The sequence below is a fragment of the Advenella mimigardefordensis DPN7 genome (assembly GCF_000521505.1).
In the GTDB taxonomy this organism is placed as follows: domain Bacteria; phylum Pseudomonadota; class Gammaproteobacteria; order Burkholderiales; family Burkholderiaceae_B; genus Advenella; species Advenella mimigardefordensis.
In genome coordinates this window covers 1,231,290-1,256,014 of sequence record NZ_CP003915.1, presented here as the reverse complement: position 1 = coordinate 1,256,014, position 24,725 = coordinate 1,231,290, and the positions used below count along the sequence as shown (strand labels likewise).

Sequence of the window (24,725 nt, the reverse complement as noted above, 5' to 3'; positions counted from 1 at the left end):
ATGAATCACTCTTCACTATCCACTTTCCTTCGCCCGGTGTTGTCGCTGGCGCTTGTCGCCAGCGGTATTGGCACGGCTCAGGCTGCCGTGTCGGTCTGCGTGGATACCTCCAGCCCCACCGTCGAGATGGACAAGGCCATCGCGGCGGCGGTGGCCAAACAGCAGAACACTACCCTGACCGTACATGACTTTGACGGTACCGGCGATGACGAAGAAGGCTTCGATCTGAAGGAGTTCAACGCCATGGCGGCCAAAGACTGCCAACTGGTAATGGGCTTCCCGGTCGATGCTTCATCCAGTGGCTTACCCGAAGGAATGAAGGCGACCTCCGCCTATGGTCGCACCGGCTTTGTGCTGGTTACACCCGTCGCCGCGGCTGCGCATTCGCTGTCCACACTACCTGAAGGCAGTGAGGTCGCGGTGGCTTATCAGACCACGCCCAACCTGTACTTCGCCGACCATCCAAAGCTGCAAGCCAGCGTGCATCCAACCAACGATGCAGCCATTTCGGCGCTGGAGCAGAAAAAAGTCGGCGCGGCGATGCTGTGGCGCCCCTCAGTGGTTGGCTACCTGGCCAAACACAAGGAAGCGAAGCAGTTCGACTATGCTGAACTGAATGAGCCGCATGCCCGCTGGAATCTGGTAGCGCTCTATGACCCCGCCAACGCGGCTGCGGCGCAGGCATTCGAGACCAGCATCAAAGCATTGCAGGCCAATGGCACGCTGGGCAAATTGCTGGACCCCTATGCAGTAGCGGTCGATGATCAGGCCAAAAGCGTTGCCGCCGCGCCCAAAGCGGCAGCGACAGGCGCAGACAACAAGGCGGCAGGCGGCAATGGCGAAGCAGCAGGCGGAGCCAAAAAGGTAGTAACGGGCAGTGGCGAAGCGGCCAAGCTCTACACCAGCGCCCAGGCTGAACGCGGCAAAGCCGACTATGCTGAAAACTGTGCCCTATGCCATGGCGATACGCTAAGCGGACGCTCGGGGCCTGCGCTTAAGGGCAAGCACTTTGCCAATCCGGCAGCGAACTTCCATGTTGGCGATATTTTCACCATCGTTTCGCAGAACATGCCGGCCACCCAGCCGGCGAGCCTGGAACCGAAAGTGTATGCCGATATCATGGCATTCCTGCTGCAGGAGAATGGCTATCCGGCAGGCGATAAGGAACTGACATTCGATGACGCCAAGGCCTCGAAAGAGCCGCTGATCTATCACGGCGCCAGTAAGTAATAAAATAATACAGCACAGTACGGCCTTGCGGATTGCGATATCTGCAAGGCCGTATTTACGCACTACGCCTGTCCCTCCATGGTGGTGATATCTGTCAGCGATATCCCGAATAGCCTAACTAATATATTAATGTTTCAATTAGGGTAGAATGCATTTTTACCTACAGGTTATTCACCATGTCAAAACGTACCTATGATTCGCTGCGTAGCGCCCGCTGGTTCGCTCCGGACGATTTACGCTCTTTCGGCCACCGCTCCCGCATTATGCAAATGGGCTACGCGCCGCAAGACTGGGAAGGCCGCCCGATCATCGCCATCCTGAACACCTGGTCGGATATCAATCCCTGCCATTCGCATTTCAAGCAACGGGTGGAAGATGTCAAACGTGGTATTTTTCAGGCTGGTGGCTTTCCCATAGAATTGCCGGCCATCTCCCTGTCCGAAAACTTCGTCAAACCCACCACCATGCTGTATCGCAATATGCTGGCGATGGAGGCGGAAGAACTGCTACGCAGTCATCCGGTAGACGGCGCGGTACTGATGGGCGGCTGCGACAAAACCACGCCAGGGCTGCTCATGGGCGCCATCAGTGCGGGGCTGCCGTGTATTTATCTGCCGGCCGGCCCCATGCTGCGGGGTAACTGGCAGGGAAAAATCCTGGGCTCGGGTTCGGACGCATGGAAATACTGGGACGAGCGGCGCGCCGGGAAAATCAGCAAAACCGAATGGATCGGTGTTGAAGGCGGTATCGCCCGCAGCGCCGGCACCTGCATGACCATGGGTACGGCCAGCACCATGACCGCGATCGCCGAATCCATCGGCATGGCCCTGCCTGGCGCCTCATCCATTCCTGCAGTAGACGCTAATCACATCCGCATGGCGGCTGAATGCGGCCGCCGTATTGTGGACATGGTATGGGAAGACCTTACCCCGGCGCGCATCCTGTCCCGGGACAGCTTTCTGAATGCCATTGCCGTGGCCATGGCCATGGGCTGTTCTACCAATGCCGTTATCCATCTGATTGCCATGTCACGCCGTGCCGGCTGTGAGGTCACGCTGGATGACTTTGATGCAGCCAGCCGCAAGGTACCGGTGATTGCCAATGTGCGTCCCAGCGGCGACACCTATCTGATGGAAGACTTTTACTACGCTGGCGGCCTGCCTGGCCTCATGAGCCGCCTGGGCGAGCATTTACAGGGTAATACCATGACCGTAACCGGTCACAGCCTGGCAGAAAACATCAAAGACGCCCAGGTGTATAACGACGACGTGATTCGCCCCATGGATAACCCCTTATACCCTGAGGGCGCCCTGGCGGTGCTGCGCGGCAATCTGGCGCCGGCCGGCTGTGTCATCAAGCCCAGCGCATGTGCGCCGCAGTTCCTGCAACACACCGGACCCGCACTGGTCTTTGACGACTATCCAAGCATGAAAGCGGCGGTAGACGACGAAAACCTGGACGTCACCCCCGGGCACATTATGATATTGCGCAATGCCGGTCCACTGGGTGGCCCGGGCATGCCCGAATGGGGCATGCTGCCGATACCGGTCAAGCTGATCAAACAGGGGGTGCGCGATATGCTGCGCCTGTCCGATGCGCGCATGAGCGGCACCAGCTATGGCGCCTGCATTTTGCATGTCGCACCCGAGTCTTATGTCGGCGGCAACCTGGCGCTGGTGCGCACCGGCGACATGATTACCGTGGATGTGCCCGCGCGCCGCATCCATCTGGAAATCAGCGACGACGAACTTGCCGCAAGAAAAGCGAACTGGACCCCACCCGAGAGCCGCTTCGAACGTGGCTACGGCTGGATGTTCTCGCAGCATATCCTGCAAGCCGATGCCGGTTGTGATTTCGACTTTCTGGAAACCAGCTTTGGCGCCCCCAACAAAGAACCCAGTATTTACTAATCAGGAATTTATCATGGCCCTAGACTCACACGTTCGCAAACAACTGACAACCGTCAGCACGGCAACCCTGTGCACCGCTCTGTATAAGCGCGGCCTGCGCAATCAGTTCATTCAGGACGTGCGTCCGCTTAACCCGGACTTGCCGACCATGGTTGGAGAAGCGTACACGCTGCGCTACATTCCGGCACGTGAAGACCTCAACCCCATTACCGTCTTTCAGGACCGAAACCATCCGCAGCGGGTTGCGGTTGATCAGTGCCCGCCCGGTGTGGTGCTGATGATAGATAGTCGCAAGGATGCGCGGGCCGCCTCGGCCGGTTCAATTCTAGTATCCCGGTTGATGAAGCGTGGTGCTGCCGGTGTGGTGACCGATGGCGGCTTTCGTGATTCGCCGGACATTGCCAGATTGGCTATCCCCGCCTATCACCAGCGCCCTTCTGCACCCACTAATCTTACCCTGCACCAGGCGCTGGACATCAATGTACCCATCGGCTGCGGCGATGTCGCTGTCTTTCCGGGTGATGTCATCGTCGGCGATGCGGAGGGAGTGGTCGTGATTCCCGCGCATCTGGCCGCGGAAATTGCCGCCGAGGCAGTCGAAATGACAGCGTACGAAGATTTTGTCACAGAAGAAGTGCTTAATGGCCGATCTATTATTGGCCTGTATCCCGCCACGGACGAGCAGGCAAAAACCGACTTTTCCGTCTGGCGGCAGCGTAACGGCCGATAACCTGTTGCTAGCCCGAAGCAGCGTTGCCGGGTACGCAACGCCACACAGCACCACATTTGATTGCCGAATCCGCTCATTACCTTGACTAGCGACGGAAAATCGACCATAATGCTTGACTCTTTGTTTGATTTCTTCGGCGCAGTAGCAAAGCGGTTATGCAGCGGATTGCAAATCCGTCCAGAGCGGTTCGACTCCGCTCTGCGCCTCCAACATTTATGCGGTTTACGGGACGATCCAACAATCATAATAGTTCCGCAAAAGCAGAATAGTTCCGCAAAACCCCTAAATACGTACAATTCTCCCTGCTATAATCCAACTCCTAGGCCCCTAATCTGCCCCAACTCAGGAGCAGATATGAACCAACAACCATTGCACCGGATCCACCTCATAAAAATCCGGGATACTACCAAAAATGAACAGGTCGGGCTGCTGCTGCGCGAAATTAGCCGGCTGCATAAAGTCATCCGAACCGTGCAAACGATGGCCCAGCGCGCAGAATTCGACGTTGCCAACGGTTATTTTGATACGTTGGAGTTCGATCACATACAGGCATTGCTTGAGCCGGAGATGGTGTTATACGGCGAAGGGCTGTATGATCCGAAAAAAGCGCGTCAGCAGCACAAAGACGAAAACAACATGCGAATCGTGGAGAATGCCCTGGATGTGCGGAAGAATAAGCCAAAGTCGTGAGCCGGAGGAATATTTTTCCCGGATTTTCACGGATATGCATAAGATATTCGACTGTTGGCCGGGGTTGTGAAATTCATTAAATTACAATTAATGATAAATATTTGGCCAAAAAAAATTTACATGTAACTGTTTCATCTAGGTAACCTATTTTGTGTTGAATTCGCAATTCAAATCGGTTCTCGACTTTTTGAAACTCACTACCTATAGGGAATAGGTTAACTATTGTCAAGTCCTTGCAGTTCTTATAGATTACGTATTGCTTTATAAAATCCAAATCAATAGACTAGCGAAGCTTTAAGAATTATTACATTTCAATACATTATGACGCGTGCCTTATCAACATGCGCCAATTGGAATCGATTGTTAAAGCGGCATAAATATTAATTAATGCAGTCTACTTATATGGATGAGTAACACAATGGCAAATATCACACTTGGCGGTTTGTTCCAACCCGCAGATAAAACTGTCGACCAAAGCTCCTTTCCTGGCGACGAAGCGCTACGAGTACAAAGTAATTCGTTCAATACATCACTGACAGTTAATAACTCGACTGGCTCAGATGATGTTTTAGACCTGTCGCAACACAATCTATCTCCAATTGGCTCCACTTTCACATTGAATTTGGGTGAAAATGCAAATGTGAAGATTGCTCCATTGGAGAACTTCAGCGCACTACAAACCAACAACTACAATCTCGGTGAAGGTTCTACGCTGTATTATTCCCCACCTCTGATTCAAGGGGTTGCTCTTAATAATACAAACTTTGACATGGGGGAAACTGGTACGTCGACACTGGTCTACCAACCGCAGGGACTCCAGATTGACCTTTCTTCTGCTCCGTCAATCTCAGGTTTGTCCGCTGGAGACCAGATCAAGGTCATTGGCGCCACTTCTGGCGAAGTAGTTGGCAACGAAATCGTGTTCAAAGACGGCAATGGCAATACCATCATCAAGTATGATGCGTCAGGAGAAGACCTGTCTAAAGTGACCTTCGAGAATGGCACCATGGTGTACGCGTGCTACCTTAAAGGCACACACATCGCCACACCAGAAGGCGAAGTTCAAGTTGAAACACTGAAAGCTGGCGACAAAGTACTGACCGCTAGCGGTGGTGTTGCTACAGTTAAATGGCTGGGTCATCGCACTCTGCACAAGAGCCGTATTCCGGCCCAAGATGCGGTTCGTGCTTTCCCTATTCTGTTCAAGAAAGACTCCATCGCCAATAACGTGCCTCATCGTGACCTGACATTGTCTCCAGGTCACCATGTGTCATTCGACGGCACGCTGGTGCCTGCCATGATGCTGGTCAACGGTCAGACTATTGTTCAGCAGTTCAATACAAAAGTATTCGAATACTTCCACGTTGAGCTCGAGCAATTCGACATCATGTTGGCTGAAGGCGTACCTGCCGAGTCTTATGTCGATACCGGCAATCGCTCCATGTTCCAGAACGCAGCAGAAGTGGCCATGAATCCTGACTTTGGTCCTGCCGAAGGACGTCCTGAAGTCGAAGGCATCAAAGTCGTTCAGCAAGGTCCTGTCGTCGAAGCTATTCGCAAGAAGTTGCTGGCCCGCGCAGAAGCGATGACTGGCACTGCTCGTACCACAGACGCTGCGTTGTGCATTGAAGTGAACGGCCAAATTGTTCATTCAACGCCAGACTTCAGCAAAGAAGGTGTGTATCACTTTGCGCTGCCAGCCAATGCGGGTGATGTACGTATTCTGTCTCGCTCTACTGTTGTTCGTGACGTTACGCCTCTGGCGCGTCGTGACGTACGTCAGATTGGTGTGGGTTTATCCGGGATTGCTGTGTCAACAGCCAATGGCCGTCATGAGATCAACCTGACAGATGATGCGTTGACTGGTTTAAATGCTCCACAAGTGACTCACGGCATTACTATGCGTTGGACTACCGGTGCAGCTATGATCCCAGCAGCGTTGATCAATGCAACTGAGGCGTCAACACTTGAACTGACAGTATTGCGCACATACACGTATTGGGTCGAGGCCGAAACGGTCAAAGCTCGCCGTAGTGCATAAGTACTTCAGGTAATGAAGGTGTAGTTTGCTTATGCCCTCTTTAGACAAAGCGCCGGTTATTGCTGACCAACGTTAGTACTCTAATGAGGGCATTTTGTAAAAAAAAGCCGGCGACCGAAGCCACCAGGCTATTAAGGCAAAAATCACAATTGGCGGCTATCAACCCGCAAATTGCCGACTATGGGCTAAATAACTAGCCTATTAGTCGTGATGCGATACTAAATTATTTAGAATTTTATGTCAAATGAAATAATTTCTGTATTTCATCAGTTTTGTTTGAAATTAACTAACCCATTTTTTTAAAAATAAATCTCTGAATGGAGGTTGAAATGTTTTCCGATCAACATGTGTATGCGAACGTATATGAGTCGGGAGGATGTCATAGTGCACATCCAGATAAACGCGATATCGAGCTTCTAAGATGGTTAGAACGGAACATTACAGATCAAAAGTATCGCGAGCTGTATTTAGCTACATACTCGCAAATGGAAACAAAATCGTTCTATCGAGTGTAGTGGTTATTAGACAGCTGAAGGTCGGGTCTTGAAATGCCAGTTATTCAGTCTATAAAGGTAGTAAGCTATTACGGTGTTTTTATAGTGGTCCCACAGTGGACCAAATACATTTCGATGAACAAGAATGGCGAAATATTTGCATGGGAAAGCAAACCGCAGACAAATAGCTATCTTTGGTATGTCTATAAGCAGGAGCGATTTCGATTGGTAGCATTCGGGGATCCTAGCGTCATACAGTGGAAAAAATCACTTTGTCGATATTATGCGAATAGTGCAAACTGATGATGTGTATTGATTTGGGGGCAATAGATACCGATATTGATAGACGAAACCATATTGGGCAGTTGACCAGGCGAAGGAATTATTCTCCCGGGCACGACCGGAATTGGCGTTTGAGTGGTTTGAGGTGACGACGAAGATGGGGAATAGCAGGTATCAGGGCGAGGATTCGGCGGAGCCAGTCTAAAAGTTATCCACAGTTGGCTTCAAACAACGGGTCAATTTTTGAGCGATAACTGAATCCACACTCTATGTTAAATTCAGGTCCTGTGGATAACTATTTGATAACTAGCATTATTTTGCTAGTACAACCAAACTGTTGTATACTTTCATTCACAAAACCCGCCAAGCCTCTTGCTTAATTGATCGAAAGATCGTCCGCCAGTCGGAGCAATGCTAAAATGTGCGGGTTTCTTCATTTCTGCGACAATAAAAATGACATGCAGCTTCAATAAGCCAGCCCAAGATGTGAACGTGCAAATTCAGTTGCTCCAGCAGAGGGGCATGGACATTGGAGATGCAGCGTCTGCAAAGGCCTTTTTACTCGAACATAATTACTATCGGTTGCGCGGATACTGGATAATTTTTGAAGATGGCTCCGAAGATCATATTTTCAAACAAGGAACTCAACTGCAAGACGTAGTCGATCTGTATCATTTCGATCGTTGTCTACGCTTTTTGGTGTTTGAGGGGATTGAAAAATTTGAAATAGCATTTCGTACGCGATGGGCGTATATGATGGCTCTCCATCATGGGCCTATGTCATATTCAGACCGAAGATTTGCCTCCAGTGTTGATCTTTTTGAAAAGAACTACACCAAATGCAAAGAGGAAATAGATAGATCGAAAGAGGTCTTCATCGAGCATTTCCGGCGCAAATATAGCGATCCGTCGATCCCAATTTGGGCTGTGTGTGAAATCATGTCGCTCGGCCTGCTATCCAAAATGTACAATAATCACAGGGAACTAAGAGTAAAAAAATATATTGCTCAACATTTTGGGAAAATCGATCACTTGCAATTCTCGTCGTGGTTGGAGCATTTGACAGTGGTGCGAAATATTTGTGCTCATCACAATAGGCTCTGGAACAGAGAGTTCATTGTGACTACAAAACAATATTCAAAAAGCTATGGTGTACTCGCTGGGCAATTTGAGAATTCGCGCAGAATTTATAACACTTTGGTTGTATTGCTGTTCATTGACAGGGCGTTAGATGGGCGCAGAGCCTGGAGCTACAAAGTGAAGAATTTCTTCATCCAGAACGAAAAATATCTTCCTAGTATGGGATTCCCTGAGAATTGGCAAGACAGACAAATTTGGCAATAAAATATTGTCAATGCTTCAATAATTCAGCCAGGGGCCAGTGGTCTGCAATCAAAGGGGCGTTAGCCTAATAAGCTAATGTAGGCCAGGTGAAATTCCTGCCCTGACCCCTGGCGCTACATTTCGCAAACTCACCATAGCGCCACAGTCGCATCGTGCCGCATAGCGCAATCTGCATACCGCCCAACCAGCCAAATATAAGTGGCACCAAAAGTATCTCAGTCCTAACCAGCGAGGCCGATCATATTAGGGTAAGGTACGGCTCAGATTTGAGCGTAGAGGCCGATCACCAATCGAAGAATAATTCTGCAAAATAAGTACAAACCCTGATTTTCAAATTGGTGCGGATCATAGTATTTATTCTTCATGATGACAATCCATGGAAATGTCATGAAGAAATACGCTATTCGAAAGCGAACTCCTGGAAACAAGGATTACTATTTGAATTCGTATGTGTGCAATGATTGCTCATCCGAAGTGGTGAATTCGTTTCCTGACGCTCGAGAAATAACTGAAATTTTATGTGATCCCGGATATGAAGATCGCTGCGCTCTGTGCGGCAAGTCGTTCTGGGACGAAATCGAAGCACAATCTGTTATCAGGTCTCATTGAGCTTCGCACAAATCCCGGTAGTTCCGGTTATGCTCCAGCGCCTGGCGCTTCACCGGCATGGGCGTTGCCTGAATTTCAGCCTTGTCTGTGAATACAAAAGGTTTGGTATTGGGACAAAATTCAATGCCGACCTTCTCAAGGTTTGCGCATCCAGTCGCGCTCAAGCTCAGCATCAACAGCATCGTCAGTAGCCATATTGGTTTCATTCGCGTTCTTCCTTGTGATCTTTTGTGCTTGGGCTTGCTGCTTCGCCACGGCTGCATCGCGCTCCTGGCGTTCATCCGACCGCCCCGTACTCCTGCCCCGCAGGTACAAGCCAGCCGCAGCCACGATCAGCGCAGCGGCGCCGGCGATATATCCCCATATCCTTCCGAATAGTTCATTCATGGCTGAACCCCTCCCTGAATAAGAACATGTTGTATTCGTCCTTGCGCCTGCGAGTCAGCCCGGCCAGTACCTTCCCACCAGCCTTATCCCAGCGCAGGAACTCATTGGCCGCGCCGATATAGTCGCCTTCGTTCAATAGTCGCCGCAGAGTGGACCAGTAGAACCCCGTCTTGCCGTATTTCGGATCAGGATTCCCGGTGCCGACATTAAAAGCAAACGAAACCAAGGCATCGTACTGGGATTGCTGCAATGGAACAGTTACCCATTCATTGACGGCTTTCTCAAACCGCACCAGATCATCCCGTAAATACTGTTCAGCCTGGGCAACGGTGATCTTGTCACCTTTCTTGACGCCCTTTGTGTGTCCCCAGCCAATTGTCCAGACGCCTACGCCATCGTCGTAAGCCTGCAGGCGTAGTGCCTCGTAGCTCTTGATGAAATCAATCCCCGCTTGGCTTATCTTCATTTCTTCGTTCATCAAATTTTTCCTGTTGAGAGTTAATAATCCGCGTAGCCGCTGCATTGAGCAGACTGTCAAATTTGTTACGCAGATAGTTCAGCGCGCCGCTCCTGATGATCTGCAGGCCTATACGCGAACAGGCGCCGCATGGCACGCCAATGCCCAAAAAGACAAATGGGCTGACGGTATCCGGGTCAAAAACGTAGGAATTAAAGGAGACGGCCGCAATGATGGAAATCAGGAAATCAACGGCAATTTCACCGGTCGGTCGTTTTTCGCCCTTGCTGTCGTAGAGGGATCTGACGCCGCCGACTGCGCCGCCAGCAATGGAAAACCAGACATGTATCGTGAAGAGCTCATACATCATCACCCCAGCGTTCAGATTCTTTTTCGAACTCCAACGCCAGGAAATAATCCATGATGGCCAGGATCGGGCAAACCTGCATTTCGGGCTGGAATGGCGGATATGAATACCAATATTGAACCGCAACCAGCAGCCATACTGCGGATCCGGCCATCATTGAGATTGACGCCAGTTTGCGACACCAGCAAATTTGGAAAAGCCCTATTGACGTTAGGATTACCAGCCCTACGAAAAGTAGCCCGTATGTCCAGGCCGGGGCCGCGAAACCACGAAAGGCATGCATATCGAGCATGCGGCCGTCAGCGAGAAGCGCGATCGCCCAGCCGATGTACAACGCCAGATTAATCATTTCGCCGAAGCGTTCTTTTATCAGAAACTGTTTGACGCGGATCACCATCGTTGCGGTACTCATTTGGCGCACTCCTTATACATGCGGACCACAGTTACGGCCCAGTTGGTCACATCGGACGGGGAAGCTGTGTCGGGTATATCAGGAAGAGACGGACAGTCACGGGGAACCATTTTTGTGACTGTCTTTGTTTTGGTCTTGGTCTTGACGACCTCAACCGGGATAAATTTGTATCGCTCGACTTTGGGAGGTGAAGCGGAACACCCGACCAGCGCCAGGGCGGCAATGATGGCTAATAGCTTCATTTGTCCAACTCCCGTTTCAGTGCTTCTTTCTGTGCATCGAATACGCCGCTGGCTGTGTCTGACGCCTCTTTGACGGTATTGGCCGCTCTGATGCTTCTGAATGAAGCCTCCCGACACATCAGCATCGCCTCCTTAAGGTCACCTTGAAATCCCTCACGAATAGGCTTCAACTCCGATTTGACGGATATAGAAACGTCCGTTTTGACCTGCTGCAAAGCCTTTTGGTGGTCGTCATCAGACTTTTTGCGTAATTGGTCTGCCTGATAAGCCTGGCCTGCCAAAAAGCCCAGAACGACATATGCCGCAGCACTGAAAAGCGTCAAAAGCCCATGCCGTTTTGCCTTTTCCCATAACGTTTCTTCGACCATGCGAGCCTCAATAAAAATGCCACCCATCGGCGGCTCCAAAAGAAAACCCCAGCCGAAGCCGGGGCGATTTACGGGTTAACCCGTATTGGTCAATTACTACTCGGTTTTATAAAATTTCATCCGCAAGCAGTCTATTTCTAGTAGCCCACTTGTAAACGCCCCTGTCCAATTCATCCAGGGGCGTTTTTGCCTTTAAGGTTATTGTCAAACAATGTGAAATTCCGATGAATAGGCTTGTAGACCCATTCTCGCTGTCCTACCATGGACTCGTACGAATGAATACTCACCTATCCATCCGTGCACTCGCCCCGCGCCTTCACGTCATGTCTGCGCGGGGCGTTTTAATTTACGTTTCTTGATTTGACCGCCACTGTCGAGCGGTAGTAACTTGAAGACGTGCGCAGATTAGAGGTAAGGGAGCCCACTGCGCACCGTCCCGGTTTTTAACCCTCTCCGGGACGTTTTCGCATTTGGGCGAAAAAATACCCGTTCGGGGCGGCTTACCCTTTATCGAAACTGCCGTTTGGAAAAACCGTGGCGAATTTGGACGTTTGATCTATGAGCATTCTGATAATGCTGTCCACTCCTCCGACTTCCTCAGGTATACCCCAAGCATATCCACCACGCCATTCGTAAGAGTCTCCGGCGTTCATGAATAAAGCCGTTTCGGCTGGCTCAGGAGGGATTCCGACATCGTAGACAACAGAGTTATACATTTTCAGACTGACGCCTTTGGAGGATCGAATCAACGGCTGCGTATCATCAACGTGAGACAAATCAGCAGCAAGTCCGAATGAACGGTCCATCCACATGCATAACTGACCATGTTGACCCTTCATGACCATTGCCCATGCGCCTGGAGCGATAGTTTTTGCGCCGCTGTCCGATGTTGTTGAATCGAACACGACCCTTTCAGTATTTGCTCCGCCAGCATAAAGAATCGTATCGGTGTACCCTTGGCTGTTTACCTGTAATCCACTATCGCGCTGCACATACAAATCCTCTAAGGCGGTATATTTGGCGTGGACTGCGCAGGTATTTCCAATGATATTCACCCAAAAGGTCTGTCGCATGATATAGCGACTCAATCCGACTGTGTTATACCCCATCAATTCATTCGTGAATTGAATCTGCACATTATCAACGTATCCCGAAAAGTCAGACTTCAATTCCTGACCCTCTGAGTACACTTTGTGCACTAGACAACGGGCCGTTTGTGGACCCGAGGCAGAGCCGTTAGTGCCGTGATTGCCGCCAGTCGCCCAGCGGCTGTTGTTTCCATCGGTGTTATTGACGGCACGCAGATGCATCACGCCGAACCATTCCGAGTCAGCAAAGTTGAAGTTATTGAACGTTGCCGATTCTGGATTACCGTAGGGCGCCTCTCCGATTCCCCTGGGATTTGGGAGGTTGTTGTATCCATTGGGACGGAATATAAATTGATTTAATACACTTTCAGAGACGGGGGAAACCGTTTTCATCTCTTTTGTGGATGCGGTGTATGAAGCGTACATAGGTTTATTCCATTCTTCACCACTAGATGCTGAAATCCCTACAGGGACATAACAAGAAGGGTCAATGACCCAAGACCAGCCAGCGAATACATCGTTTGATGACATATTCAATTGCGTTCCTTCAGGAGGGAGAAAATCAACATTGAGGCGAACCATGAACCTCAGATTGGGCCGTCTGGCGGGAGTGATGAAAAATGTTTGAATCCCCCCGAGCGACTTATCGTATTCAGCGGGTGCGTCAGAAGGAATGTGTATGCTTACAGCGTCAAGGTCTGGATTTGGGTCTGTTGCGTATGTGGCCGCGTCATGCTCTTCTAGTCGAATGCCATTAACAGAACCGTGAGAAAGCTCGGCTTTGTTTTGCAAGTAGGACAGACGATATAATTTGCCATCCATTTCCTCCGCCGGGCCAGAAACCGATATATTCAGAAATGCGTTATTCGCGATATTTGAAGCGGCAGACACCAGCCCCCCACGAGACATAGATTTCAGTGGGTATGCATCCCCTATGTTTATTTCATGCCCGCCGTTTGATGTAATGATGTAACAAGAGGGGTCAATAACCGCGCTGTATCCGTTGTGAACGGTCTGACTCATATTCAAGACCGTGCCAGCGGGAGGTAGTTGATTAGGGTCAAGCGTGACCGAAATTAATAGCCCGGGACGCTCTTGGGGGCGAATGAAAAAAGTTTGAATTTGAGGATTTGATCTGTCATACGAAGCTGGGGTATCCGTGGGGGCATGAATGCTGACACCCGTTCCGGAACTCGAAAAAGTGCTGGCTTCAAATTCCTCAATTCGTATCCCGTTTGCGGCAACACCGCTCAGAACGGCCATGTTTTGAAGGTAGGATATTTTGAATAGCTTTCCCTTGATTAGAGACTGAGGGCCAATGACCAATACGCTCAGGAAAGACCTATCAGCTATCCCGTTTTTCGGATATGTTGCCCCGCCCCGCTGGCTGTATAAAAATGGGAAATCTGCACCTTGTGCTGTATACAGTGGGCCATTAAATAGCGGATCATTCGTCTTAACCCAAGCAGACCCAGACCACAGGTACAGGCCTTTGTCGGAGCCTTCGGTGACTCGGGCGGCCTGCCCTGCTATCGTTCCAGGCGCTGCATCCATCGCTGATTTGGACGTGTAGACAAGGCCAGTGGCAGCGGACAGGGCGGCTTGAAGGCCGAACCACGTGTTAACGGCGCCGTTCAAGCGGGTCATCGTTGTCAGCGTATTGGCATTGACAATCGCCGCCCACGTATCGAGGTCGATTTCACCGTTATTCAGCTTCTCGATGAAGCCAGGAATGTCTATCACGGCCATTTTCGTTCTTCCATAAAAAAAGCCACCTCGTAAGGTGGCTGTGTGTTGCTGGTGGTCTTCAATACTGATTAATCGTTACCGTCTCATCCGGAATCGGCTGGTAATCCATTTCGTAATACATATCCAGATATATCGATCCTTTGACGCCGATGTATTCAGGGTCAGTGGGGTCGATATCATCTACCGTGTAATACTGCCCTTCTCTGTCGATATCGGCGGCAAAGCTGTAGATCGTCCGGATGCCTTCCAAGCGGTTCTCGTCGGAAACGATTGGCTCACTCGGAAGGTTCGCGAGCACGACCTCCTTATCGGTGGCGCCGGGTGTGCACTGGATTGACTCCAGCGATCCGTTGCGACGCATCAGCACGATGTAGTGCGTCTGCCCGGGCGTAAACACGACTGGCTGCGAGAGCGTCAATGTCAGACCTGATACGCCCATCACCTCCCCGTCATTCGACTGGAACGTCGTGTTATCCACAGAATCCATCATTGAGCCGGGAACGAGCATCCGAGCATCATTGGTCGCGCCAAACTCGGTAATCTGGCGCTGATTCATCAACTTTCGGTATTCCCGATTCGCCCGCAGCCAGGACTTTGCGAACCCGGTGAAGCCCGGGATTTCGAATGATTTGAGTTTCGTGTAATTGCCATCCAGCGGCAGAATGATCGTTTCGGTGCGGTATGGTGATCCTACGGACGTTGGAGACACGTACTTGAATTCAATGCCGTCATAGCCATCAGAAATCATCGTCCGAGTAACAACATCCGAAGCCGGTTTCTTGTTCCGGTGCGTGAAAAGCATAGTCGGCGCGTCTTTCCTGACATCCGGCTCAAAGCGAACCTTTCCATACTGACGGTATGAAGTCATGCTGGCCGCATCTGCAATCAGTGCAAGATGGTTCTCAACTGACATTTCCGTGTCATCGAAGGTGTAGTCGCAGGTCGGGAGATCGGGATGGATGGCGTACAGCGCGTTCGCAGCCGCTGCAAGTGAATCCATATCAATCTCGGAAACCGGGCGATTGCCCATGTAGCGATCCTGATAGACGAATGGAATGATGTTCAGAACATCCCTCGCGGGGTATAGGGTTCCTGACGAATGCCAGCCATCTTCATTAATGACACCAGACCAAGTTCTGGTTTCTTGATCGTAGATAGGAATTTTTCGAGACGCTACCATATTGAGTTGACGTTCACCTATCGCTACGGCTTGTCGTGTGAATTCAGTCTTCGTATAAACTAAAGTCACATCTCCGAAATTGGCCTGAATGATCGGAGAGCAAGCAAAGACAGTCTCAAGCGTCACTTCATCCTGAATAACATCATCCGTATCGTAATCAAAATTGTTCGTTCTCCTGAAACGAATACGCCTCGGGCCTGCTGTCAATCCCTGAATTTCAAGGGTTTTCCCACGAAAACTTTTAGATGCACCGTCAACCTGATTAGTCAATGTGGTAATCGCCCCTGTCGGAACCAATGTTGCTGCGTCAAGCGATTGATACTGCATCTCAACAAACGTTGTCAGGAAGGAAAGTCCGTTTTCAGCGGAATTGCGATACATCCCGGCATTTGCTGTCAGATTGGCAATAACCCCCATCAAATTTGCATCAGGAAGGGTTGCCCAGTCCGTCCACTCTGTAGCGCCGACACGCTGGACACGGGCGTTGATCTGCTCGTCGCCTGACCATGTTGTGTTGTCAATGACGATATAGCCGTCGCCCACTTCCAGCACGTCATAGGTGCCATTCTTGGGAGACGTAACAGGCGGGATATACGGGCGAGTGAGCGTAGCGGTCTGCGTGCTGCTGATAGCAAAATTTTCGACGACATATATCTTATTTCCGGTGATCGACGCGACGGTGTACGTGCCGTTCAAGCCAGAATCAGCCAGTATGTACCCGGTAACATTGATCGTGTCGCCAACCAGTATCCCGCTCGGCGTCAAAGCCAGCGTGAACGAATCTTCAACGTTGCTTGATTGAACAATTGTGAATGACACCGCCGGACGATCCGGACCAGCCGCCCCGCTCACCTCCACCTGATCCCCCACAAGGAAGATTTCAGAGAAGTTTGCCATCCCGTCCTGATTGGTCTGCGTGATGCTCGAATACGTGGCGCTTTCGTCGTTGCCCGGCTCATTGAACCGATACCCTGACCGCACGGCATTGGGTAACTGCACCTGATTCGGCGCTTTCAAAACGATCGATTCAAACTGTTCGCACCGTCGCGCCTGCAGGACCGGCTCACTCCATGATGCATCCCCCACCGTCATCGATGGCGCGGAGTTCTCCATCGGCGCACCAAATGGGTCGTAGAACTTAGCAGATGACCCAGTGATATCAGAAAGCAGGGTATCTCCCTCTTTCACGTCCTGAATCTCGTAATACCCTCGCCCCACGCAGTACAGCCCTATCTCGTACCGAACTTGCTTATTTGAATCAATCTTGGTATACGTAGGCGCCACCATGGATGGTACGGACAAGACCTTTCCGACAATATCCTCAATCCGTTCGTTATATCTGACCTTATTGGACCGATCCGACAGGCTGTTATTGTCAGACGATTGCCCGCGATCAACATTATCGGCTGCAGCGACCTTCTTTTTCGCCATGCTGATTGCCACGGCAGCGGCCACCAGCGCCACGACGGCGGCACCGATTGTCCATGGGTCGCCCGGACTTTCGAGCACGGTGATGTATTCATAATCATCACAAAGAAGCGCATCTTCGGACAGAGGATCAGCCGGATCCATCGGGATTGCCGTTTCCATAGACGGCTCTTTGTCGAACATCTGTACCGACTTACCCGATGGGCAGCGCTCACCGTAGTGACGCAGCAAGAACTCGGCCGGGCAGGAATATTCCAACTCCCGGCACTTGGAACGGTCGGTCAGATCATCAAAGAGATATACCCTCATTTCACTCGCCAAAATTCAAACGGTTTACGAAATTCATCCCTCACCAGCGAAGCCGGCTGATACCAAACTCCGGATGGCAGCGCATGCAGTACCTTCCCTTGCCACCAGATTCCGATATGGTGAAAGTCCATGCGCTCGCATCGGGCCATTAGCACCATGTCGTAATCCTGCGGCGCGGCAACACGCTCTGCCCAGCCCGGCGCGTTGTGAATGGCGATCCGGAAGGCTGTTGCGATATCCTCATGGCTTGCCTGCTCAGGTGAAAAGTCGGGCAAACTCACCCCGCGATCCGCCAGCACATGGGCAACCAGGCGCCAGCACGGCGGATTTTTGTAACTGGTGCCTTGGTACTTGCGTACGTTCACAGGAAGCCCCTGATAGACGAAATGAACCGGGGTGAATAGGTGCGGCCAGTGGATGTTTTGTTGAGGCGTGGGGATGAAATGCTGAATGAGGCAGCGCCACGGGTATAGGCGATCTTCTCCAAATCCAGCACAACATCCGGAGACATAGGTAAAGACAGATCATTTGATAAGAACTCGCGCAGCGTCACTCTCACCGGATTGGGGCTGTTGAAAGGAATTCGCTTCAATTCATTCCTGAATTCGTCCTGCCGGTCGGTCAGATCAAACGTCATCGTGTAATCCTGATCCAGCGAGTTATCCGTTTTCGCCAGTTCGATCAGAAAGTTCGTCGGTTCATGTTCGCGCATTTCGCCGTCTGCCCATGCCGTGACCGGAAAGCCGTTATTGCAGCAGTAGCGGGTTTTTGTGAGATCGGAATGAGCGATCTCGACAGTGACAATCCTTCTCACCACCTGCGGGGCCGAAGCCAGCCAGACGCGCAATTCTTCTCTGAGGCTCATTCGTTTAACGCCTGTACGTCATAGTTGGCGGAGATTTCCAGGCGTTTGAGTGCCCGTAGCATCATTGGATACTGTTGAATCACTTCCCAAGCCTGAACGATGTCCATAGACTGCTCTTCGGTCGATTTGTAGACCTCTGGTTCAACGTCGACCGTGAATGACACATCTGTAAATAGGCCATTGCGGGTCGTGGAATACGAATCAGGAACTATGTTGACTAGGTGATCGTTCATCCCAAGTCCTGTATCTATCGGGCAAATGAACTGCTCTGCACCTTTCTTAATCAGTCGGAAAAAGTGGGCCCAGACAAACAACTCATCCTGAGCAAGCCGCAGCGTCAGCGCAATCTGCATTACTCCGCCATCCCAGATCAGGGAATAACGCGGATACCCGCCCTCAACTTCGCTACGCGACACCCCGCCCGGACCGGACCCGGAATAAGCCGAGATAATCGGGCAGAAACCCGAAGGCAAACGTAATGGATCGGCCATCTTTGTCCCATAAAAAAATCCGCTCCAAATGGAACGGCCATAAAAAAACCACCTCGAAAGGTGGCCTTTGGTTAATGCTTAATTACTTCCTAAAGAGTGTTAACTGAATCGTCTTTCAGATTCTGTCCATCTCCGGTAATGATCTGAATTGGGTATGCCTCGGCGGTTATCTTATCTACCGGCTTATCTTTGAATTTGTCTTGATCAGCACCGAACTTCTCCAAGCGCGTTCTAGATTCTCCTGGCGCGAGTGGTTTATCGTCCTTGAAGTACGTACCCGTTAATCGATCATCAAAAATATCTCTAGTGTCAATCACAATCTTGACTCCATTGATAGCCTTATCCGAGACATTTTTATAAATTACTTCTACCTTCGCATTACCATACCGCCTTGCAACTACGTCATACCCAACGTACTTTGCGGATTCAATATGGACGATTTTTTCCAATTCATTCCGTTTGACTTCTTTTGGCTGCGCAATGGACATCAGTGGCACCGCAGCCAATAACAAAATGGCTTTCTTCACGACTCTCTCCGGGTTATTAATATTTGAAAGTCAATTCTACTTAAAACCTTCTCTTCGCGTGGGTATTTTTGCCGATCGCCCGGCTGATCTTTGAGTTCGGGTTTGCTAACTGCGATGCGATGTAGTCCTCGTTCTCTCTGAGCGTGACAATTCTCTCGCCTGCCGGGCCGCGTGATTCCACCGCTGATCCGACTTTGGCTGATGTCTGATTGACGACTTTTATTTCTCCAGTGCCCGCGCCTGATGTCAGGCTGGCAACCGAACTTGATACGTTCGGAGAATTGACATATCCGCCTTCCGCAAAACCACCCATCTGATCCAGCCGGCGCAGATTGTTGAGGCCGATTTCACGCACGCGCTGAGCATTGAAAACGTATTCGCCAGCGTGGACAACGCCTGCCGGGTCGTATTTGCCGCCTGGTCCGGTATAGCCGCCCTCTGCAAAGCCGCCCATCAGCGCGGGCAGAATCGCCATAACCGCCATCAAGCCAGCCAGACCAGCAGCCGCTGCGCCACCAAACGTAGCAACCGAAGCGGTGGCCGCTGCGGGTGTCATAGCCGAGGTCACAGCGGCGCCTGTTGCGGTCGCCTCTGCGGTACTAGTTGTATTGATCGCCGTACCCAGCGCTTTTTGCGCCAGCATCTGAATGCCCATCTTGACCAAAGCCTTGACCATATCGACGCCAATGGTCTTAGCAATATCCGAAAATGAGGCATTGGCTTCATCGCCATAGAAGATCATCTGGCCCAGCGTGTCGCCCGCTCCGTCCGATAGATCCGCGAATGATGCCCCGAGCGAATCAGCTATTGCCTCTTGGGTACTATTGAACCCATCGCTGTATTTCCCCAGAATCGACTGCAACATATCCTGAGATGAACCCATTCCACGGCTGATCCGTTCCTCCGCGCCTTCCATGTTCAGTTTGTTCATGCGATTGACGTATGCATCGACCGAGAGCGCTCCAGCCTGCCAAGCCATCGCAAGGGCTTTGGCGTCCTTCAAATGCTCCTTCATCAGCTTGTCGCCGGTGATTTCACTCATACGCTCAAGTACGTCGTTGTATTCTTCGGCTTTATCCACCTGATCGGCCAACTGACGCATCTGCTCTTTCTGAGCGTCGGATAACTTCGACCAGTTGCCCAGCTTCAATTCGGCGTTTAGCTTTTCCAACTCAGTTTCAGTGCCGAGCATGGCGATGCGTTCATTTTGACGCTTGACCCAATCGGCAAATTGTTTCTGCTCGCGGGCATAGGCTTTTTCTTCGTCAGTTTTACCGGTTCGCCCCTTTTTTTTCTTCTTCCCACCCGCAGCAGTGGCTCCGCCGGGAGTTCCGGTATCGATATCGCGCCGCGTTCCGTCACCTACCCCGTCCCCGCCGTAATTTTTGCTGATCCACTCCAGATTACGGCGCGTTGTCAGGCTGTTGCGCGCAGCATCGGCAAAAGTGAATGTTTTGGATCCGTTCTCGAAGCCACGCTGCAGATCGGTCACGATGTTGGAAAATTCCTTGTATTCTCCTTTGACTTGATCCAACTGCTTGATATTCACGCCCATCTTCTGGCCGAAAATCTCAATATTTCCTAACTGATTCAGCGCGACAATAATCTCGTTAATCGCGTCGATTGCAGTTTTTTTGATCCAGAGAAATGCATTCTCAAACGCAACGCCAAGATTATATGTAACGGACTGGTTTGCCCCGTCAAGAGCCGCAAAGACGCCTGAGACAGTGTTCAAAAAGTACTGGAATTCCTCCAGTGTCGCCACGATGAAGTCGGCAAAACTGCGTTCCATGACAGACACTGTAGCGTTCGTTTCTTCGCCTACAACCGGTAACCCCTCGGTGAGATTCCGCCAGAAATCACCGATTTCCGTTGTCACCTTATCGTACTGATCTACCAACCAATCAATATCAACAATCAGATCGTCAATTTTCTCTGTCTGATCCTCGATATAACCAGTAATCGAGTTCATCAGATTTCCGAATGCAACGGATCCGCCCAGCTCCGTATCAAGGATGCCCACATACCGCTCAAGTGCGTTATTGAGGCGTTGCTGGTTCTGGCTTGCCGTCAAGGTGATATTACTGAACTGCGTATCAATGAAACCAGCAGCCTTCTGCAACGCAGCGACTACAGCATCCCCTGTCAGTTTGCCCTGCTTGCCCATTTCCTTCAGGGCGCCAACAGGAACACCCAGCCCTTTCGCAATCGCCAGCGCCAGACCTGGAGTCTGCTCCAGAATGGAATTCAGTTCTTCACCGCCCAGACGTTGGGACGCAAGAGCCTGACCGAACTGCATCAGGCCGGCAGCCGCAGACTCAGCGGAAGTGCCGGAAATGGCAACCGATTTTGAAACTGTGTCGGTAATCTTCGCAACGTCCTGCAGCGACAATCCATAAGTCGTGGCGTTCTTGGCAATCCGAGAATAAACCTCTGACGTTCCGGAGAGCGCCTGACCGGTTTGCTGGGATATGGAGTAGATATCCTTGCTCGCCTGTGCCAAGTCCTGATTCGTCGCTGTAACCAACTTCAGTCGGTTGTTCAGTTCCGTCCAGGCTTGGGCATACTGCGCCACCTGACGAACAGAAAGGAATGCTGCCAACGGCCCCGCCATACGGGAAAGCGTGGAGGATAGCCCATTGAAACCGACGGTGATCTTCTTGACGAACGTGTCAGCGGACATCGTGGCGCGTTTCATGGACCTATCGAACCCCGAAATGTTGCCAACAAGGTCGATCGAAAGGACGCCAACTGTACGAGCTGCCATTTATTTATCCTTTCTTAATCTCATTTCGTTTTTCGGGACCGATACGGCGGCCAATCTTCCTGCAAGCCCCTCCGGACTCAAGACTTGCTTATCGTCAGGGGCTTCAAAATGCGGCATGAAGTCAGTGATCTTGTGCTTTTTCTTGCTGTGGATATTCGCGTTCACAGCGGCGACAATCGCTGAACTGTGTTCGATCCGGTCGCCTATATTTAGACTGCCGTGTTTGTCTATATAGGCGCACCACAGCAGGAACTCTTGATAACTAAGCTTCTCCCGGCATTCAGCGATCGTGCGACCGCCGATGCCGTTCAAAACTAATTGGCAGAGGACTTCTTCCGTGGTGCTGATCTCTTTTTTGTCGGAGGCTCCTTAACGTCAACCTCGACTTGATTGATCGCCTCACAGATAGCCTGCAGCAACGAAACCTTGAAACGCAAACACGCTTCCAATGGAAACTTGGTTCCGTCCGACTGACGAGTCATGCGGTGGACGCGCATTGCCAACAGGGAAATATCTTCCTTGTCGGCCTTGCTCATGTACCCGCTGACACTTTCGTAATCAGCGACCGTCCATTCCCGCTTGACCAGAACGTCAAATTTGACATCCTCGGTTCCGTTGTTCCACACGACGGTTTTGCGCTCCGTTCCCTCTCGGACCAGAGCGCCCTTGTCAATGAGGTCTTGTAGATTCATCGCGAACCCTTACGATGTGGTTTTGGGAAGCAGGTCGATGGGTCCGGAAATCTGAATACCGACTTCGGACGATACGACTGCGTTTGTCTCGAACGCGAACGGGAAAGAAGACATATAGCCTTCAAACGTCAGCCATGTGCGAGTCGTGGGCAGGACGAAAATGTCATTACCAGAACTATCAGATCCAACCGTTGGCGCGGCAGTGCCGTCGGACCAACCTACAGCCCATCGGATCGTGGCACCCTCTTTCTTCAGCTGGTGCAAGCGGACGTGGTCGGGTTCATTGGCTGGATCGATCTGCAAGCCGAAAGTCGCGGTGCCGGGAGTGGAGAGACCGGCCCGGTATGTGCGCTCCTTGTTCTGCAAGCAAGTGGTTTCGATCTGGTCAATCGCATCATCGATGCCATTGAGTGAAGTAATACAACCTACGTCAATCAGGCTGCCGTCGGCAGGGTCAATTGCGTAGAAGTCTGTGCCTTGTGCCAATACGGACATTTGTGGCTCCTTAAAATAAAAAAGCCGCACAAGGCGGCAGGGGTGAAACGGGAATCGGCATAGGGGGCAGTCATCAGACTGCACCCCTGCCACACCACCCGGCATGCGGGTCCGCACCGGGCGGTTCGAGAAGTTGAGGTCATGAGAGACGAGGCAGACCCAGGTTATCGAACCACGCGATCGTCAGCACACTATTGAGCAGCTTGCCACTGTTGCGCCACCAGCGACGGCTGTTGGCCGCCACGCGGTGTGCTACTGTCACACTAGCACCTAGAGTGCGTAGCTCACGGAACATCGTTTTACCGCGTTTCCACTGTTTGAGCTGGATTGCCCGTAACCGGTGACGTATCCATTCCTCCAGTGTTTGCCAGAGTTTTTGGGATTGCGCCAGCCGGAAGTAGCCCTTCCAACCCAGCATGTAGGCACGCAACCTGTCCACCACATCCTGCATACTGCGTCCGCCCAAGCGGCGCGTCAATTGTCGCACGCGTTGCTTGAACGCCATCACGGCCTTGGTCGCCACTCGGCGCTTGACCACGCCCTTGGGGGCCATCCAGAAGCTGTAACCCAGGAATTTGCGACCCGTAAATACACTGGCAACCGCGCTTTTGGTTTCATTGACCTTCAGGCGTAGTCTAGCGTATAACTGTCGCAGCAGGTTCATTACCCGTTCACCGGCACGGCGACTGCGAACGTAGACGTTGCAATCGTCAGCGTAGCGAACGAAGCAATGACCCCTGCGTTCCAGCTCCTTGTCCACCTCATCGAGCATCACGTTGGCCAGCAACGGCGAGAGCGGTCCGCCTTGCGGCGTGCCCTCGTGCCGCTCGATCACCACACCGCTATCCATAATGCCGCTATTCAGATACGCACGGATCAGCCGGATCACGCCGGCATCAGCAATGCGTTTCTGTAAGCGATTAATCAGGATGTCGTGGTTGACCCGGTCGAAGAACTTCTCCAGATCCACGTCCACCACGATACGGCGGCCGGACTGCACATACGACTGAGCGGCAAGCACCGCATCATGCGCCCGCCTGCCCGGTCTGAAGCCGTAGCTGTGTTCGCTGAAGGTGGGGTCAAGGATGGGTTGCAGCACTTGCAGTAGTGCTTGCTGGATCAGGCGATCCGTTACCGTCGGAATACCCAGCTCGCGCTGGCTACCGTCAGGCTTGGGTATCATTACCCGTCGTACCGGGCTGGGCCGGTACTTACCTGTCAGCAACGCCTCCCGGATGGCAGGCCAGGCGCTCACCAGGTGGTGGGCAGTCTGATCAATGTCCAGACCATCCACCCCGGCTGCTCCTTTATTGGCTCGCACCCGCTTGAACGCGGCTTGCAGGTTCTCTCTTGTCAGCGCCGCTTGCAGCAGCGCTGACCCCGTATCCTCATTGCCATATCGCGGACTCCTTGTTTCCTCGCTGACAGGATCACCGGCGGCTTCACCGCCAACTACACCCGTCCGCTCCGCTGGGGCAGTCATCTGAGGCACTACAAGTTGTATCGACATGTCGAGTAATACTCCTTCTCGTTCGGTCCTTCGTCGCTTCGACTCCGAACCTCCCCGATTC

The 24,725-nt window shown here is 51.6% G+C and carries 22 protein-coding genes and 1 tRNA gene; 7 read left to right on the top strand and 16 right to left on the bottom strand.

Annotated features, from left to right (window positions below; genetic code table 11):
* From MIM_RS05890 to MIM_RS05860, 7 genes are all read left to right on the top strand, one after another.
* The gene (locus tag MIM_RS05890) at positions 1-1,230 is read left to right on the top strand and encodes a c-type cytochrome (protein WP_025371836.1); all 1,230 of its coding nucleotides are present in this window, start codon (positions 1-3) and stop codon (positions 1,228-1,230) included.
* A 176-nt stretch (positions 1,231-1,406) separates the two neighbouring features.
* Positions 1,407-3,140: an L-arabinonate dehydratase gene (gene araD / locus MIM_RS05885; RefSeq protein ID WP_025371835.1), complete on the top strand. Its 1,734-nt coding sequence runs from the start codon at positions 1,407-1,409 to the stop codon at positions 3,138-3,140.
* Between the two features lie 13 nt (positions 3,141-3,153).
* On the top strand, positions 3,154-3,870 hold the full coding sequence (locus tag MIM_RS05880; RefSeq protein WP_025371834.1) for a ribonuclease activity regulator RraA: 717 nt from the start codon (positions 3,154-3,156) through the stop codon (positions 3,868-3,870).
* Positions 3,871-4,005: 135 nt separating this feature from the next.
* Positions 4,006-4,079 (top strand) — tRNA-Cys (locus MIM_RS05875).
* Positions 4,080-4,224: 145 nt separating this feature from the next.
* Positions 4,225-4,560 carry a hypothetical protein gene (locus MIM_RS05870; protein ID WP_025371833.1) on the top strand — a complete coding sequence of 112 codons (336 nt, stop codon included), beginning with the start codon at positions 4,225-4,227 and terminating at the stop codon, positions 4,558-4,560.
* 418 nt (positions 4,561-4,978) lie between these two features.
* Positions 4,979-6,601: a Hint domain-containing protein gene (locus tag MIM_RS22045; protein WP_025371832.1), complete on the top strand. Its 1,623-nt coding sequence runs from the start codon at positions 4,979-4,981 to the stop codon at positions 6,599-6,601.
* 1,298 nt (positions 6,602-7,899) lie between these two features.
* The gene (locus MIM_RS05860) at positions 7,900-8,721 is read left to right on the top strand and encodes an Abi family protein (protein WP_158318703.1); all 822 of its coding nucleotides are present in this window, start codon (positions 7,900-7,902) and stop codon (positions 8,719-8,721) included.
* Positions 8,722-9,465: 744 nt separating this feature from the next.
* On the opposite strand, the gene MIM_RS05855 is transcribed toward MIM_RS05860, so the two are convergent.
* The 16 genes from MIM_RS05855 to ltrA all read right to left on the bottom strand — a co-directional run bounded on the left by MIM_RS05855 (position 9,466) and on the right by ltrA (position 24,664).
* Positions 9,466-9,717, bottom strand: a complete 252-nt coding sequence (locus tag MIM_RS05855; protein ID WP_042070017.1) for a hypothetical protein — start codon at positions 9,715-9,717, stop codon at positions 9,466-9,468.
* Entirely contained in the window at positions 9,710-10,195 is a 486-nt protein-coding gene (locus MIM_RS05850; protein ID WP_222836919.1) for a lysozyme, read from the bottom strand. Before MIM_RS05850 ends, MIM_RS05855 begins: the two co-directional genes overlap by 8 nt.
* Positions 10,158-10,547, bottom strand: coding sequence for a hypothetical protein (locus MIM_RS05845; RefSeq protein ID WP_144084596.1), 390 nt, complete (start codon positions 10,545-10,547; stop codon positions 10,158-10,160). Before MIM_RS05845 ends, MIM_RS05850 begins: the two co-directional genes overlap by 38 nt.
* Positions 10,534-10,953 (bottom strand): hypothetical protein, encoded by a 420-nt coding sequence (locus MIM_RS05840; protein ID WP_025371828.1) that lies wholly within the window; start codon positions 10,951-10,953, stop codon positions 10,534-10,536. The genes MIM_RS05845 and MIM_RS05840 overlap by 14 nt, the downstream gene beginning before the upstream one ends.
* 238 nt (positions 10,954-11,191) lie before the next feature.
* Entirely contained in the window at positions 11,192-11,590 is a 399-nt protein-coding gene (locus MIM_RS05830; protein WP_025371826.1) for a hypothetical protein, read from the bottom strand.
* A 473-nt stretch (positions 11,591-12,063) separates the two neighbouring features.
* Positions 12,064-14,400, bottom strand: coding sequence for a hypothetical protein (locus MIM_RS05825; RefSeq protein WP_025371825.1), 2,337 nt, complete (start codon positions 14,398-14,400; stop codon positions 12,064-12,066).
* 58 nt (positions 14,401-14,458) lie between these two features.
* A complete protein-coding gene (locus MIM_RS05820; RefSeq protein ID WP_025371824.1) occupies positions 14,459-17,317 on the bottom strand; it encodes a host specificity factor TipJ family phage tail protein in 2,859 nt (952 codons plus the stop codon).
* Positions 17,314-17,682, bottom strand: coding sequence for an NlpC/P60 family protein (locus tag MIM_RS05815; protein ID WP_025371823.1), 369 nt, complete (start codon positions 17,680-17,682; stop codon positions 17,314-17,316). The genes MIM_RS05820 and MIM_RS05815 overlap by 4 nt, the downstream gene beginning before the upstream one ends.
* Positions 17,679-18,182: a hypothetical protein gene (locus MIM_RS05810; protein WP_025371822.1), complete on the bottom strand. Its 504-nt coding sequence runs from the start codon at positions 18,180-18,182 to the stop codon at positions 17,679-17,681. Before MIM_RS05810 ends, MIM_RS05815 begins: the two co-directional genes overlap by 4 nt.
* A complete protein-coding gene (locus MIM_RS05805; RefSeq protein WP_144084594.1) occupies positions 18,179-18,673 on the bottom strand; it encodes a hypothetical protein in 495 nt (164 codons plus the stop codon). Before MIM_RS05805 ends, MIM_RS05810 begins: the two co-directional genes overlap by 4 nt.
* Positions 18,674-18,762: 89 nt before the next feature.
* A complete protein-coding gene (locus MIM_RS05800; RefSeq protein ID WP_025371820.1) occupies positions 18,763-19,200 on the bottom strand; it encodes a hypothetical protein in 438 nt (145 codons plus the stop codon).
* A 40-nt stretch (positions 19,201-19,240) separates the two neighbouring features.
* The gene (locus tag MIM_RS22040) at positions 19,241-21,967 is read right to left on the bottom strand and encodes a tape measure protein (protein ID WP_025371819.1); all 2,727 of its coding nucleotides are present in this window, start codon (positions 21,965-21,967) and stop codon (positions 19,241-19,243) included.
* Positions 21,968-22,279: a phage tail assembly protein T gene (locus tag MIM_RS05790; RefSeq protein ID WP_025371818.1), complete on the bottom strand. Its 312-nt coding sequence runs from the start codon at positions 22,277-22,279 to the stop codon at positions 21,968-21,970.
* Positions 22,280-22,281: 2 nt separating this feature from the next.
* Positions 22,282-22,659, bottom strand: coding sequence for a hypothetical protein (locus MIM_RS05785; protein ID WP_025371817.1), 378 nt, complete (start codon positions 22,657-22,659; stop codon positions 22,282-22,284).
* Between the two features lie 9 nt (positions 22,660-22,668).
* Positions 22,669-23,154 carry a phage tail tube protein gene (locus MIM_RS05780; RefSeq protein WP_025371816.1) on the bottom strand — a complete coding sequence of 162 codons (486 nt, stop codon included), beginning with the start codon at positions 23,152-23,154 and terminating at the stop codon, positions 22,669-22,671.
* Positions 23,155-23,293: 139 nt separating this feature from the next.
* On the bottom strand, positions 23,294-24,664 hold the full coding sequence (gene ltrA, locus MIM_RS05775) for a group II intron reverse transcriptase/maturase (RefSeq protein ID WP_025371806.1): 1,371 nt from the start codon (positions 24,662-24,664) through the stop codon (positions 23,294-23,296).
* Positions 24,665-24,725: the final 61 nt, after the last annotated feature.

Coding starts and splice junctions, on each gene's coding strand:
- MIM_RS05890 (WP_025371836.1), top strand. CDS start 1: ATGAATCACTCTTCACTATCCACTTTCCTTCGCCCGGTGTTGTCGCTG.
- araD (WP_025371835.1), top strand. CDS start 1,407: ATGTCAAAACGTACCTATGATTCGCTGCGTAGCGCCCGCTGGTTCGCT.
- MIM_RS05880 (WP_025371834.1), top strand. CDS start 3,154: ATGGCCCTAGACTCACACGTTCGCAAACAACTGACAACCGTCAGCACG.
- MIM_RS05870 (WP_025371833.1), top strand. CDS start 4,225: ATGAACCAACAACCATTGCACCGGATCCACCTCATAAAAATCCGGGAT.
- MIM_RS22045 (WP_025371832.1), top strand. CDS start 4,979: ATGGCAAATATCACACTTGGCGGTTTGTTCCAACCCGCAGATAAAACT.
- MIM_RS05860 (WP_158318703.1), top strand. CDS start 7,900: ATGGACATTGGAGATGCAGCGTCTGCAAAGGCCTTTTTACTCGAACAT.
- MIM_RS05855 (WP_042070017.1), bottom strand. CDS start 9,717: ATGAATGAACTATTCGGAAGGATATGGGGATATATCGCCGGCGCCGCT.
- MIM_RS05850 (WP_222836919.1), bottom strand. CDS start 10,195: ATGAACGAAGAAATGAAGATAAGCCAAGCGGGGATTGATTTCATCAAG.
- MIM_RS05840 (WP_025371828.1), bottom strand. CDS start 10,953: ATGAGTACCGCAACGATGGTGATCCGCGTCAAACAGTTTCTGATAAAA.
- MIM_RS05830 (WP_025371826.1), bottom strand. CDS start 11,590: ATGGGTGGCATTTTTATTGAGGCTCGCATGGTCGAAGAAACGTTATGG.
- MIM_RS05825 (WP_025371825.1), bottom strand. CDS start 14,400: ATGGCCGTGATAGACATTCCTGGCTTCATCGAGAAGCTGAATAACGGT.
- MIM_RS05820 (WP_025371824.1), bottom strand. CDS start 17,317: ATGAGGGTATATCTCTTTGATGATCTGACCGACCGTTCCAAGTGCCGG.
- MIM_RS05810 (WP_025371822.1), bottom strand. CDS start 18,182: ATGAGCCTCAGAGAAGAATTGCGCGTCTGGCTGGCTTCGGCCCCGCAG.
- MIM_RS05805 (WP_144084594.1), bottom strand. CDS start 18,673: ATGGCCGATCCATTACGTTTGCCTTCGGGTTTCTGCCCGATTATCTCG.
- MIM_RS22040 (WP_025371819.1), bottom strand. CDS start 21,967: ATGGCAGCTCGTACAGTTGGCGTCCTTTCGATCGACCTTGTTGGCAAC.
- MIM_RS05785 (WP_025371817.1), bottom strand. CDS start 22,659: ATGAATCTACAAGACCTCATTGACAAGGGCGCTCTGGTCCGAGAGGGA.
- MIM_RS05780 (WP_025371816.1), bottom strand. CDS start 23,154: ATGTCCGTATTGGCACAAGGCACAGACTTCTACGCAATTGACCCTGCC.
- ltrA (WP_025371806.1), bottom strand. CDS start 24,664: ATGTCGATACAACTTGTAGTGCCTCAGATGACTGCCCCAGCGGAGCGG.